Genomic DNA, 14,332 nt, shown 5'->3' with positions numbered 1-14,332 from the left:
CTTTTTTGCGTGCGCGAAGCAAAGCTTACATTTCTGTTGTTATTGTCTAAATTTTCATACATGTTTATGAAGTTTTGTAAAAAAATGTATACACTTCTCCTATTCTTATCTGTTATATGTATTGGCACTATAATTGCAATTCTAACATCGTGTATTTTTAGTGAATTTCAAATGGAAAGAAGGTGAACCTGAACAAATCAAAATACGGCTTCCTCGAAACAAACGAAACCACGGTCACTATTCAAAGGAGGTTTGCTCATTCATGAAGAAAAAGTGTCACACGGTACACACAAGCCGCATGATGGCTGGTGTCCTTCTCTCGACGTCATTTCTATTTGGGATGGTTGATACTCCTGCCCAAGCATTGGCAGCCAAGGATTATACGAGTGTGATTGGAAGGGATGGGCATCAAAACGTTCCGCCTTCTGGAAAATTTGTGGAGAGAACGCTGGACCCGATCACTTTGTTTCAGCATCAATCCAGTGACGAAGCAGGAGAGTATCCGCATCCAGTGGAGCCGACCTGGAGTGTAGAGGAGCAAGAGTCTTCTAGCAAAACGCATCAGATCATGAAGGCAAATGCCCAGAAGTACTCGATGTCCGATTTGAACAGACTCAGCTATGAGGAATTAATCAATGTACTGGTGACGGTCAACTGGGAGCAGATTCCTGAATTATTTGATTTTACCCCTGATTCGTATGCCTTTTACAATGATCGGCAACGCGTTCAGGCCATTATAGAAGCATTGGAAGCAAGAGGCAGACAATACTCCAGCAGCGATTCTAAAGGAATTGACACTCTGGTTGAGGTGTTACGCTCTGGATATTACCTCGGCTACTACCATCAGGAATTATCCTATCTCAACCAGAGAAGCGAGCATCAAAAAGTGTTCCCTGCACTGCATGCCATTGCAGACAATCCGAATTTTAAATTGGGAACAGATGTTCAAAATGAGGTGGTAGGCGCATTCGGTGGACTTATCGGAAACACTACTGTAAGCGCTTCCCTCGTGGAGAAAGCTGCACCGATCATCCGTCAATATGAAGAACAGATGGATACTTTCATTACACAGCGGAGTGCGGGGAATGCTGTATTCCGTATCATGGGCCAGTTTAGCTACATTCTGATGTGGAGACTGGATGAACCAACCAAGCAACAGGAGTTTTACGGCAAAATCGATACGTATCTGAACGAGTTGGGAAATCTCGCCTTGCACGGTGATACGGATGAGGAGAAAGAATGGGTACTCGACAATGGATTTTATCACAGTGCTTATTTGGGAGAATACCATTCCAATCCGAATAAGGGCAACGAGGTTCTCACAGAGGCGTTAGAGCTTTATCCGTATGTAGGACTTCAGTATATGCAGGCAGCGAAGCTGATCCAGACGGTCTACGGCGGAAAAGACGCGCACGGAAGAGACATCCAGTTTAACAAGATTCGTGAGGATGCCATGGAAAAGTATCTGCCCAATGAATATACGTTTGATGACGGAAGCATCGTCATGAAAACGGGTGGTGATGTGACAGAAGAAAAAGTAAAACGGTTATATTGGGCGGCAAAAGAGGTAAAAGCTCAGTTTCATCGGATGGCAGGACGAGATGAACCGATGGAAGCAGGGAACCCAGACGATATTTTGACCATTGTTCTTTACAATAGTCCCTCAGAGTACAAGATGAACAACCCCTTGTATGGCTATGAAACGGACAACGGAGGCATGTATATTGAGGGGAAGGGAACTTTCTTCACATACGAACGAACTCCGCAGCAGAGCACGTACACACTGGAAGAGCTGTTCCGCCATGAATTCACGCACTATTTGCAAGGTCGCTACGCCATACCTGGCTTGTGGAATGAAAGCCCGATTTACAGAGACGAGAGACTGTCGTGGTTTGAAGAAGGGGGAGCGGAACTCTTTGCAGGCTCCACACGTACAACAGGGGTTCAGCCACGAAAATCCATGGTCGGCAATCTCATTCGCTTTGGGCAGGACAATTGGTATACGGCCTCCCAAACTTTGCACGCACGCTACGGCACATGGGACTTTTATACGTATTCGTACGCCTTGCAGTATCACATGATGAAAGACGACTGGAACAAGCTAGATGATATCATGGATTACATAGAGGCCAATAACGTTGACGGTTATGACCGGTTAATTCGTACGCTAAGCGACGATTCAGGGCTGAATCGGGATTATCACCGTACCATGGGCTCGTTGGTAGACAGCTATCCTGATCTGACAGTACCACTGGTGTCGGATGATTACCTGGTGACGCCAGACCCTAAAGCAAGTGCAGCAATCTTCCAGGAAATTGAAGATGTCACCGGATTACAAAATGTGTCTACAAACAGGCATAAATCAGAGTTCTTCCAAACCTTTACGTTGAATGGGACGTACACGGGCACGCAGGCAGAAGGGGAGAAAGCAGACTGGGAAACGATGAGTCGCATAACAGACGAGTTTCTAACCACGCTAACTTCCCATCCATGGAACGGCTACAAAACCGTAACCGCCTACTTTACCAACTACCGAGTAAATGCGTCCAATCAGTTTGAATATGACGTCACTTTCCACGGGGTACTTCCAGAACAGGGAGATGGAGAGAACCAGCCGCCTGTTATTGTCATGAGCGGACCGTCAAAAGCAGCTGTAAACGAGGAGGTTGCGTTTAGTAGCAACGGAAGCTCCGATCCGGATGGCAGCATCGTATCCTATCTGTGGGAATTTGGAGATGGTACAAACAGCGGTGATGCCAATCCTACACATGTCTACGAGAATCACGGAGAATATACCGTGAAACTGCGAGTAACGGATGATAAAGGAGCGGTTACTGCGAAATCGATAACCATTACGATTGAGGAGCAGGGTGGAGAAATCGGGGAAAGGGAACAAGAGCCAAACAACAGCTTTTCAGAGGCAAATCTGTTGAAAAGCAACGTGGAGCTGAGTGGTCAAACAGACCGGAAAGATGACAAGGACACGTACATCATTCAGGTTGAAGAGGAAGGAATCGTTCAAGTTACGGTAAATAGCGAGCAGGACGAAGGCTTAAACTGGGTGGTGTTCCATGAAGATGATCTCGATACGTATCTCGCCTACCCCGAAAACGCAGGTAAAAAACTGACGGGAGAATTTGAGGCAAAACCAGGTAAATATTACTTGCTAGTCTACAACACTAACAACACGACGATCCCGTACAAAGTTATCGTGAACGCTGAGTAGCATCATGTGAATTACCCCCGTTCATAGGAAAAAGCCCTTTCTACGCCTTTTTATAAAGGAATAGAAGGGCTTTTTGGGTTTGATAAGCGTCTGGTAAAAATCAGCGCGTAACGGGATAGCGTTCCGTACGTCTTTTCTTTACGTAGCCTGCGAATCAATGGAGCCAATTGTAGATGACCTGTGGCGTCTCTTCCTCAGGACCAGCGGGGAGAACGAATGGAGTAGGGTTGCTCCAAGGCTGGGCTTTGGACGGAGCATTGGAGATGATGAATTCTGTCCCCAATGAAACAAAGGTGTACAGCTCCTCTACAGCAGCATTGACCAAGCGAACACATCCGAGCGAAACGGATGAGCCGATGCTCTCGGGATGGTTTGTTCCGTGGATGGCATATCCGTTCTCCTGAAAGACCATACCCCTTGTTCCATAAATATTGTCATGTCCGCGGGGCTGATTGATTTTTTGTTGAATGGTATAGTAGCCTTCGGGTGTAGAATCATTTTTGCCGATGGCGACGGGGTAGCTGCGAACCAGATGGGAACCGCTGATGAGCTTCATCGTATGTGTCGAGGTAGACAAGTGAAGCTGTAACGGTTCGAAAGGTGTCACTGGCTCCGGATAACCGGGAAGCGGAAGCACATTGCGCAAGCTGTCCCACGCGGACTCTGGCGAGAAAGCTTTGGGATGATACGGATAGCTTTTTAACAAGAGTCTCTTTGGTGGTACTGGAATTTGCGGCAAATAATTGCCAGGATAAGCGCCTGCCAGATCAGACAGCTGGGCAGGCAACGTACCCGTTTGCTGATAATAGCGATACAAGGCGTTTCGCAGGATGAGTACATGCTGGAGGGTTAGCTGCTCATCTGTGAGTTCTGCCTTAACAGTTGCAAGTGTCGGTTCGCGTTCAAACTGCACAGGCTTATCCCACCATTTTTCACTGAGGACTGTCCTGCTTGTTGGATTGTAACGCAAGATGCCTCGGACCTCGCGCGGCTGATAAAACAGCAACGGACGGAACAACGGCGAACCAGGCACTTCTGGAACGACAATGACCGTATAAGGCTGTGTAAGGGCAGGACGCTTGGACTCCACATAACGCCGGACCTGTTCAGATAGCTCACGGGCACTAAGTGTAGGAGGGACTGCGATGACCTCGACATGTGGCTGAGTTTGAGCAGTTGGCGGTATGGGCTGTTTGGCTGCTTGCGGCGTTACCTTTGAGGACGCATCTCTCAACAGTCCGGGCGAAAAAGCGAATTGAAAATAGAGAAACAAGAGCGAAGCCAAGAGTAAACGCGTTCGATTGCCCAAAGTATTGCGCTGTCGCTCCCGCAAGAGTTTGGAATAAGCGTCACGCGTCTCGTTGTAGTACGGGCCTTGTTTGGATACCAAGCCACGCCTGTACGCTTCGAGAGCCTGTTCCGTGTTTCCTTGTGCCTCTCGCTCTTGACCTAAGTGAAACCAGCCGATGGCTTCATTTGGATACTGAGTCGTATACCACCGGTAAAAGGCGAGGTCGCTCTGATCCGGATATTTCATATGAAATGTACTTTTTTCCTGAAGAAAGGAAACCTTGTCCACGGATACTTCTCCCCCAAATAAATGAGCGTTCAAAAAGGCGCCCTTATAAGGTTGTATCGGCGTGTGTCGGGAAAATAATGAGAGTGGAGGTCAAAAATGGTCTATTTACGAACGATCAAGCTGCTGCGAGAAAACTTTCCTAACACGAAAGAATATCCGTTTCACCTGCCCTCCTTGCGTAAGCTTGCGGCGATCGAGCTTGCAAGCAGCGTCACTTTTTTTGTAGGAGAGAATGGCTCAGGTAAATCGACCTTACTGGAATCGATTGCCTATCAATGCGGTTTTAACACGGCTGGAGGATCGCGGAATAATTTTTACGAGGTACATCGTTCTGAGGCGAGCTTGGGAGATTATATACGTCTCTCGTGGCTGCCTAAAATGACAAATGGTTTTTTTCTGCGGGCTGAGAGTTTTTATCAGTTCGCCAGTCATATCGATCAGATGGGCTCTGAAAGCTATGATAACTACGGCGGTCGCTCGCTTCATGAGCAGTCGCACGGAGAATCTTTTTTCTCACTGTTTGCCAATCGCTTCAACGGCAGGGGAATCTACCTGCTGGATGAGCCTGAGGCTGCTCTTTCACCGAAGCGTCAAATCGCTTTTTTGTACGTAATGCGCGATTTGGTAGAAGAAGGAGCCCAATTCATTATTGCGACACACTCGCCGATCCTGATGGGCTATCCCGGTGCGACTATCCTGAATTTTGATGAATCGCCTGCACAAGAGGTGAATTATCGGGACACGGAGCACTATCAATTAACGCGGAGATTCCTGGAGAATCCGGCTTTATTTTTAAATGAAAAATAAATTTCATCTTTCCTGTCACAAAAATCGTCTGGGCGGTTTCTATTAGATGAACGAAGCAGTAGAGCTACCGTCGAAACGCGCAAGCAGGAAGGAGGAACTACGGTGGAGGTGCAAGCAAAACTGGTGATGAACCATGCACACATACAAGATCGAACCGATACTTTTCAAGAGTTGTTTACAACCTATTACCCGTTTGTTGTGCGGCAGATTATGCGAATCGTGAAAGACCAACAAACGGCAGAGGATATTGCACAGGACGTATTTCTCTCCTTTTACCATACAGATCGCTCAGTAATTGAGCATATCCCTGCATGGCTTTCGAAGGCAGCACTCTACGCAGCGTATAATCACCTTCGTTCAGAAAAACGCAGGTACCAAAGACAAGAGCGAAGCGCAACGGATCAAGAGCATGTCAGTCCTTCTACGGAAGAGATGTGGCTGGAAAAAGAGACCCAGTGTGAAGTGCGTGAAGCACTGGAGGAACTGGACGAGCGCGAACGAACCTTGCTGGTCATGAAGTACGCTGGATTTCCTTATGCGGAGCTGGCGAGGGCCACAGGCACCCAAATCAGTTCAGTGGGAACTCTGCTAGCGAGAGCAAAAAACAAATTCCGTACCATCTATGACCGGATGAGGGGGGAAGACGAATGAATTGTGCAGATACAGGCTTTATCCAGGCGTTCCTGGACGGTGAGTGCGGGCAAAAGGAAAGTGAACAGTTCCTAGTTCATTTGGAGCAATGCGAACAGTGCCGCGCTGACCTAGACGAGTTGTCCGCTCTTGACAGCTGGACGCGCGAGAAGATGGAGCACGTATTTTCCGAGACGGACGAAGTAAGAGTGAATACTGAAGCCGCGTGGCAACGTTTTTCAGGTACCATCGGGAAAACGAATCGCACGGAGCTATCCGATCGAGAAAAGATAGGGAACAAGAGAACGATAATCAGAAGGAGCTGGAATCAGATGAACAAGCAAACAAAAAGATGGGTGACAGGCGCTTCGGCAGCAGCAGTATTGGCTGTATCCCTGTCCTTCCCCCAAGTACAAGCAGCAGCAAACGATTTTCTGTCTATTTTCCGCATGGATAAAGTAGAGTTTGTCAAAGTGACGCAACAAGATTTGCAAGAGCTGGAACGATGGATCGCAAACGGCAATGTGGGCGAGATGGAACTGAATGGAATCGGAAAAATCTGGATTGATGAAAACGATCAGGAAAAGCTCGAGCAAAGAAACTATTTTTACAACAGCAGAGAGGCTGCTGAGAAAGCCGGAGTGAAGTTGCCTGCACTGCCGAAGGAAGTCACGGTGGATAGCGTAGACATCAATTCTCCGTACACCATTCACATGGAGATTGATGCCGAGCGGGCAAACAAGCTGCTGGCACAATTGCAGATAGAGGCGCGCTTTGATGAGAAACTGAGTGGCAAACGCTTCTCCTTGAAGATCCCAGCGATGCAGCACATCTGGATGACAGAAGGCAAAGAAAGCTTTGGCTACTCTGTCGTGGACGCACCTGAGCTAACAGCTCCAGAGGGAGTCGATCTGGCACAGCTTCGCGAGACACTCTTGGCCCTGCCGTTCATTCCGGATCAAGTGAAAAAGCAGATGATTAACATCGAAGACTGGCAGCATACTCTCCCTGTACCATACATGGCAGATGGTGAGAGCAAGATGAAGGAAGTAAAAGTGAACGGCCAAAACGGAATGCTGGTTACAGGTCAATACAACACACATTTGATGTGGCAGCAAGATGGCCAAATTCACATTGTGGAAGGCAACGAAAAGAATAGCGATAGACTGTTGGATTTTGCAAATCAGCTGAAATAAGTAAACAAATAGTGGGGCATTGGCAGAGTTTTCCTGAAAAAGGAGGGCTCTGCTTTGTCCCGTTTGCAATGGAGAAAGTGAGGTAAGCGATGTCAGATTTTGTGATAGAGACGTGGGAGCTAACCAAGCAATATAACGGCAAAGCAGGCTGCAAAAATATTACGCTGCAAGTACCGCGCGGCTCTGTATTTGGTTTCCTCGGGCAAAATGGAGCGGGTAAGAGTACCTTTGTCAGGACGATGCTCGGGTTATTGCACCCGACGGATGGTAAAGCGGTTATGCTTGGGCAGCCGATTGGCAGTGTAGAATCGCGAAAAAAGGTAGGGTACCTGCCAGAGCTGTTCCGCTATCCTGATTGGTTGACGGGTCAACAGCTCTTGGAGCATCATGCGGAGTTGTGTGGATTAACGCATCGCGAGAGCAAAGCAGTGATAAAAAACGTCGTCGAGCTGGTCGGAATGGCTGGACGCGAGCGTGAACGCATCCGGGGCTATTCCAAAGGGATGCAGCAGCGGATCGGGATTGCCTGCGCCCTCTTGTCCGATCCCGAGCTGATCTTCCTCGATGAACCGACCTCGGCACTGGACCCGATCGGGCGAAAAGAAGTGCGCGAGCTAATTGCTAGGCTTCGCGATCAAGGAAAGACGATTTTTCTCAACAGCCATTTACTGAGCGAAATGGAGAGCGTGTGCAATCACGTTGGGATCATTCACCGTAGCGAGTTGGTTGTGCATGGCGAATGGCGCAAGCTGAGCAGCGTTCAGCCGCAAATTGAGCTGACAGTGGACAAGGATAGCGGAAGTCTGCAAAATGTGCTTCCTTCCTTCGTCACAGCGAGCCAGCTTGTCAGACAAGAAGATAACCGTGATTCTTGGTTGATGACTCTGGATCAGGACAATCGAGTGCCAGCCCTCTTGCAACAGCTGATAGCATCCGGGGTTGCGATTCATGAAGTCGTGCGCAAGCAGCAATCACTGGAAGACGTATTTCTGTATTGGGTGCAGAGAAAGGAGGGGGAACGACATGTGGCCGATCATCAAAATCACGTATAGAGAAATGATCTCCAAGCGTATTTTCACGATTACGCTGATCATGTCGCTGGCCTTCCTGCTATTGTTTGGACTGGCAACCGGCTATGCGGTGAAAGAAATGAAGGAAATGCTAGGAGGGGCTAGCGCGGAGAGATTATTGGAAAAGCAGTTTCTCTCCACGCAGATGCTGGGTATGGGCTTGTACTTTGGCTCTGTCATTACGGCACTTCTGGCAATTTTGAGCAGTGTAGGAAGTATTGCCTCTGAAATCGAAAGCCATCAAATCGATACGTGGCTGGCACGAGCACTTCCTCGCTACAAATATGTACTAGGGAAATTTTTCGGGTTGGCGAGTATGCTGGGGTTGTATGCACTCCTGATGTTTACCGGACTATTGGGGATCAATCAATGGGTGGGGGAAGGTATGCTGGCTGTTCAGGTGGATGCTAGCCAGATCCTGAAAGCAGCTGCTTTCTTCGTTAGCATGCCGATTATTCTTGTCTGTGTAGCTATGCTTTTAAGCAGCATGACCACCACAGTGACGGGTGGTATTATCCTGATTATTCTGTACGGGATCAGCTTCGTTGGCGGCTTTATTGAGCAGCTTGGTGCGGTCTTTAGCAATAGCTCGCTTACCAACATCGGGATTATTTCCAGTCTGCTCTTTCCGGCCGATTCATTGTTCAGGCAAGCGACACTTTCGTTATTTGATTCGGCTGATGATCCGTTGTCCTTTGCTTCGCAAGGAATTTTCGGTACGACTTCTCCCCCGAGTACTGCTATGCTCTTCTACACGGTTTTCTATGGCATAGTGGCGTTGGGGCTGTCCATTCGGGTGTTTCAAAAGAGAGATGTATAAGAAAAAGAAAAGAGGAAGTTGAATGGTGTATGGTGTATGCACAAAGCCGAATGGAAGTACTGCCGGACGATACCTTTGAGCACATGTAGCGATCGCTCCGCGCATCGATGGAGAGCCAGAGGCGCCTATATCGTGGCCGTTTTTGCTGTCATGGCTTTGGGCTTAGGGTCCAGAGCGTTCGCCGATGTGTTGCCTGTCTTTATAGCTGAGCATTTTGGCGATGCATTATGGGCGTGCATGATCTACTTCGGCTTTCGCACTTGTTTTACGCATAAAAAGAATTCTTTCGCGCTATGGTGCAGCCTCGTATTTTGCTTTGCAATCGAGGGCAGTCAATTGTATCAGGCAGGTTGGATCAATTACCTCCGGGAGACAGCCCTTGGGGCGTTGGTATTAGGAAAAGGCTTTTTGGCGGCGGACCTTGTGCGGTACACTGCGGGAATTGCCGTCTCTTACCTGCTCGACCTAGCTTGGCCATGGCGTAACCGTTCGTGATTTTTGGCGGATGTCCGATATATTTGGTTCTACCTATTAGGCATAACGAATAGGTAGAACCTTTTATTTTTAGCTATGTGCATACATGACCGATCAGCATATGCGCATTTCGTGATTTTTATGATTTTAATAGAAGTAATGCGGTTAAAACAGTTTATGTGCATATTCTATTCGGATTTTTACGAACATTGTTATAATGACAGCACAATATGAAAGCGCATTCGTTATGGTTGCTACAACATCATTGTAAGCGCATTCTTGCAAGGGGGAACTAGCGTATGCTGGCATTACTTGGATTTCTCATGGTAGTCGTTTTCATGTACTTGATTATGTCGAGACGGCTTTCGGCATTGGTTGCTTTGATTGTTGTTCCTGTTGTTTTTGCGTTGATTAGCGGATTTGGTACGGAAATTGGCGATATGATGCTCGCAGGCATTAAGAAAATTGCGCCTACGGGAATTATGCTATTATTCGCCATTTTGTACTTTGGAGTCATGATGGATGCAGGTCTGTTTGATCCATTAATTAAGAAAATAGTGAAAATTGTGAAGGGTGACCCACTGAAGGTCATTGTAGGTACAGCAATTCTCGCTACCTTGGTAGCGCTGGATGGAGATGGTACCACGACTTATATGATTACCGTTACCGCGATGCTGCCTTTGTATCGCAAGCTGGGAATCAAACCGATGATTTTGGCAGTCGTGCCGATGCTCGCACTCGGTGTCATGAACATGACGCCTTGGGGTGGACCGACAGCACGTGTCATGAGTGTACTCCATATGGATGTTTCCGAAATTTTTGTCCCAGTTATTCCTGCGATGATTGGTGGAATTGCGTGGGTCATGATCGTAGCCTGTATTTTGGGCAAACAAGAGCGCAAACGTCTGGGGGTTATTGAGATCCCAGATGAAGATTTGCAATCGCTTGCAGGACAAGAAGTAGCGGCGGCGGATGAGACAGCTTCACTGAAACGTCCGCACCTGATCTGGTTCAATCTGTTGTTGACAGCAGCCCTGATGGTCGGCCTGATTACGAGCTTCTTGCCTTTGCCGACGATGTTCATGCTCGCTTTTGCCATTGCCCTGTTTATTAACTACCCGAAAATGCAAGATCAGAAAGAGCGGATTGCAGCGCACGCGGCTAATGCACTGGCTACGGTATCCATGGTTTTCGCTGCGGGAATCTTTACAGGTATCCTGACAGAAACGAAAATGATCGATGCGATGGCAAGCACACTCGTATCCTGGATTCCAGATTCACTGGGTTCGCATATGCCTCTACTCGTAGCGCTGACAAGCATGCCATTCACGTATTTCATGTCTAACGATGCGTATTACTTCGGTATCGTTCCAATTTTGGCAAATGCAGCAGCAGCTTACGGAATCGATCCTGCGGAAATTGGTCGCGCTTCCATCCTGGGTCAACCGCTGCACGTACTCAGCCCGTTGTTTGCAGCACAGTACCTGTTGATTGGTATGGTTGGGGTCGATTATGCGGAGACCCAAAAGTTCATCTTGAAATGGGCGTTTGGAACATCGATCGTGATGATTGCTCTTGCGCTTCTTACCGGAGTCATCTCATTCTAGTCCACTATAAGAAGGAAGAAATAAAAAAGAGGCCCGCTCACGGCCTCTTTTTCGTCATAGAGCGAAATAGGATACAATGAGAAGAAGAGGAGGGAACGATGTGCGTTTTCACAGCAAGCTGATGTTGATTATTTGCTCGCTCCTTTTTGGTGTGATCGTCATACTCGGTACGATGTTTGAACAGATGTTGGCTGGCGTATTGGAGCATGAGATCGGGACACGCGCACTGCATACCGCCAAGACTGTCGCGCAGATGTCGGAGATCAAACAGGCGTTTGACGCAGAAGATCCTGCCAAGATCATCAATCCCATCGTGGAAAAAATACGCGTGGACACGAATGCTGCATTTATCACAGTAGGAAATTTGCAAAGCATCCGCTATTCACATCCTGATCCAGAGCAGATTGGGAAAATGATGGTGGGAGGCGACAATGAGGCAGTATTTCAAGGGCAATCCATCATCTCTGAGACAGTTGGTTCGCTCGGCCCCGGACTCAGAGGAAAGACACCGATCTATGATGAGGAAGGAAAGGTGATGGGGGTCGTTTCTGTCGGCTTTTTGTTTGAGGATATAAATGAAACGATCGAATCGTATCGCAATCGAATCTTCGTCATCGGCATCGTCACCTTGCTCTTGGGTGTGGTGGCTACGCTCATTCTTTCACAAAATGTAAAGAAAGCGATATTTGGTTTGGAGCCTGAACAGATCGGGCGATTGTATCAGGAAAATCAAGCCGTGCTGGAATCGATTCGCGAAGGCATTGTGGCGGTCAATAAGGAAGGGACAATCACGCTCGCGAATCAGACCGCCCTCCATATGCTGGGGCAAGCGAAGGATAAAGACAGTATCATGGACAAACAGGACGAGATGGTTCGTTCGCTGGGCCTTCACGAGGTGATTGAGACAGGGAAAGCCGAATTTGACCGCGAAACGAATGTGGACGAGCACGTATTAGTTGTGAACCGCGTCCCGATTATGGATAAAGAGCGCCGTGTTATGGGCGCGGTAGCGAGCTTTCGCAATCGGTCCGAGCTGTTCGAGGTCACACAGGAGCTGTCACGGGTGAAGGAGTATGCGGAAGTGCTTCGTTCCCAGACGCACGAGTACTCCAACAAGCTGCACCTCATATCTGGACTCATCCAGCTCGAATCGTATCAGGAAGCGATTGAAACGATCTCTTCTGAGTTGAATGTGCATGTTCACCATACGAAGTTCATTATGCAGGAAGTCCCTGACCCGCTGATAGGTGGATTGTTGCTCGGGAAGCTAAATCAGACGAGCGAACGCAAAGTCGAGCTGAAAATTGATCCGGAAAGCAACTTCCGCGACATCCCGGCCTCAATCGATCGCTCGCAACTGATTGTCATTCTGGGCAATTTGATAGATAATGCGATGGATGCGGTAAAAGCGCCGGGGGCATACGCATCAGAAATCACGATTTTCCTACTCAATATGGAAGAGGTCTTGCTTATCGAGGTAGAGGACCGTGGACCCGGTATCTCGGAAGAAAATGCCGAACGAATCTTTGATCTGGGCTTTTCTACTAAACAACAACCTAATCATGGCTACGGCTTACATTTAGTCAAACAAGCTGTCTTACACGTACACGGAAACATTACGCATACAGGAAATCCGGCGGGAGGAACGATTTTTACCGTGACGATCCCAAAGGATGCACGCACGGCAGAACGGAAGGAGGCCGTTATCGGTGATACGGGTACTCATTATTGAAGACGACCTGAGAATCGCAGAGGTAAACCGACGCTTCGTGGAAAAAGTGGATGGGTACGAGGTGATTGGCATTGCCACGAATGGGCAAGAGGCTAAGGATCAAATGGAAATTTTGCTGCCTGATCTCGTGTTGCTCGACATTTATTTTCCTGATATGGACGGCCTCGATTTTTTGTCGATCATAAAGGAGCAATTCCCTACAACTGATGTCATCATGCTGACAGCTGCCAAAGAAGTGGATGCGGTTGTAGAGGCGATCCGCTATGGCGTATTCGATTTTATTACCAAGCCACTTATTTTTGCACGCCTGCAACAAACGTTACGGAACTATCAGGAGTTCAGGCAAAAGGTGAGTGATTGGAAAAAAGACACCGACCAGATCAGCCAAGCCCAAATCGATGAGCTCATCGCCCGGACAGGCCAAAAGAAAACGACGGAGACAAGGGCAGTCAAAGGAATTGATCAAATTACGCTGGACAAGATTTCTGGCTTTCTCATGCAGACGCAGGAGGCTACGACAGATTTGGTCAGCAAAGAAACTGGCATTAGCCGTTCGACTGCAAGGCGATACTTAGAGTACTTGGTAGCCAAGGGAGACGCCATCGCAGACCTTTCGTACGGTGTCGTCGGACGTCCAGAGCGCGTGTACAAGAGTGTTGGGCGGCAAAAAGAATAATAAAAACCCTCCGCGCCCACAAGTAAGGTTCAAAGCCTACTTGAGAGTGCGGAGGGTCTTTTTGTATTAGATAGGCATTTAGAAAGTACCGATGAACCAATAAAGCTGGCGAGAAGAAAAAGCACAGATCTCGCAGACCTTGACAACGCCTACCTAGTCGGAACTTCAAAAAGGGGACCCGATTGTCGAACACTTCTTCTTTGAGAAGCTTCCGCCCGTAGGGTGGCTTTGGCTGGACGGTCCCCTTTTTGAAGTGGAGACGGACAGTCAATCCCTCCTGCTAGCGTGTCAGAGTCGAAGAGAACTGTGCTTTTTCTTCTCCTCCACAATGTTGACTCAAACCAAGAGTACCTTCCGTGCTTCTCTGTTGGTTTTTCTTAGTCGATCACTTGGACATGGGCATTCGCATACAAATAAGAAGGACAGTGTGTGAAGGGGAGGTTGTATATGATTGTCATAGCGGGGAGACCGGCTCATCCCGCCTCGTTGGCAGCGGAATGGGGATTAAATCCGGT

General features: G+C 48.1%; 11 protein-coding genes. 10 read left to right on the top strand and 1 reads right to left on the bottom strand.

Annotated features, from left to right (window positions below; genetic code table 11):
- Positions 1–262 precede the first annotated feature (262 nt).
- The gene (locus tag C7R93_RS05220) at positions 263–3,226 is read left to right on the top strand and encodes a collagenase (RefSeq protein WP_106837822.1); all 2,964 of its coding nucleotides are present in this window, start codon (positions 263–265) and stop codon (positions 3,224–3,226) included.
- Positions 3,227–3,380: 154 nt separating this feature from the next.
- Here the strand turns inward: C7R93_RS05220 and C7R93_RS05215 are convergent, their stop codons facing one another.
- On the bottom strand, positions 3,381–4,805 hold the full coding sequence (locus C7R93_RS05215; protein WP_106837821.1) for a L,D-transpeptidase family protein: 1,425 nt from the start codon (positions 4,803–4,805) through the stop codon (positions 3,381–3,383).
- A 96-nt stretch (positions 4,806–4,901) separates the two neighbouring features.
- On the opposite strand from C7R93_RS05215, the gene C7R93_RS05210 reads away from it, so the two are divergent.
- The 9 genes from C7R93_RS05210 to C7R93_RS05170 all read left to right on the top strand — a co-directional run bounded on the left by C7R93_RS05210 (position 4,902) and on the right by C7R93_RS05170 (position 13,817).
- Positions 4,902–5,612 (top strand): AAA family ATPase, encoded by a 711-nt coding sequence (locus tag C7R93_RS05210; RefSeq protein WP_106837820.1) that lies wholly within the window; start codon positions 4,902–4,904, stop codon positions 5,610–5,612.
- Positions 5,613–5,714: 102 nt separating this feature from the next.
- On the top strand, positions 5,715–6,263 hold the full coding sequence (locus tag C7R93_RS05205; protein ID WP_106837819.1) for an RNA polymerase sigma factor SigX: 549 nt from the start codon (positions 5,715–5,717) through the stop codon (positions 6,261–6,263).
- Entirely contained in the window at positions 6,260–7,438 is a 1,179-nt protein-coding gene (locus C7R93_RS05200; protein ID WP_106837818.1) for an anti-sigma factor family protein, read from the top strand. Before C7R93_RS05205 ends, C7R93_RS05200 begins: the two co-directional genes overlap by 4 nt.
- Positions 7,439–7,527: 89 nt before the next feature.
- The gene (locus tag C7R93_RS05195; RefSeq protein WP_106837817.1) at positions 7,528–8,490 is read left to right on the top strand and encodes an ABC transporter ATP-binding protein; all 963 of its coding nucleotides are present in this window, start codon (positions 7,528–7,530) and stop codon (positions 8,488–8,490) included.
- Positions 8,462–9,328 (top strand): ABC transporter permease subunit, encoded by an 867-nt coding sequence (locus C7R93_RS05190; RefSeq protein WP_106837816.1) that lies wholly within the window; start codon positions 8,462–8,464, stop codon positions 9,326–9,328. Before C7R93_RS05195 ends, C7R93_RS05190 begins: the two co-directional genes overlap by 29 nt.
- Before the next feature lie 36 nt (positions 9,329–9,364).
- Positions 9,365–9,823, top strand: coding sequence for a ribosomal maturation YjgA family protein (locus tag C7R93_RS05185; RefSeq protein ID WP_106837815.1), 459 nt, complete (start codon positions 9,365–9,367; stop codon positions 9,821–9,823).
- Between the two features lie 278 nt (positions 9,824–10,101).
- On the top strand, positions 10,102–11,409 hold the full coding sequence (locus C7R93_RS05180) for a CitMHS family transporter (RefSeq protein ID WP_106837814.1): 1,308 nt from the start codon (positions 10,102–10,104) through the stop codon (positions 11,407–11,409).
- 100 nt (positions 11,410–11,509) lie between these two features.
- Positions 11,510–13,141: an ATP-binding protein gene (locus C7R93_RS05175; protein ID WP_425266727.1), complete on the top strand. Its 1,632-nt coding sequence runs from the start codon at positions 11,510–11,512 to the stop codon at positions 13,139–13,141.
- Positions 13,119–13,817 (top strand): DUF977 family protein, encoded by a 699-nt coding sequence (locus tag C7R93_RS05170; RefSeq protein WP_106837812.1) that lies wholly within the window; start codon positions 13,119–13,121, stop codon positions 13,815–13,817. The genes C7R93_RS05175 and C7R93_RS05170 overlap by 23 nt, the downstream gene beginning before the upstream one ends.
- Positions 13,818–14,332 lie beyond the last annotated feature (515 nt).

The organism is Brevibacillus fortis (assembly GCF_003013395.1).
Classification (GTDB): Bacteria; Bacillota; Bacilli; order Brevibacillales; family Brevibacillaceae; genus Brevibacillus; species Brevibacillus fortis.
This window is presented reverse-complemented; position numbering and strand designations above follow the sequence as displayed.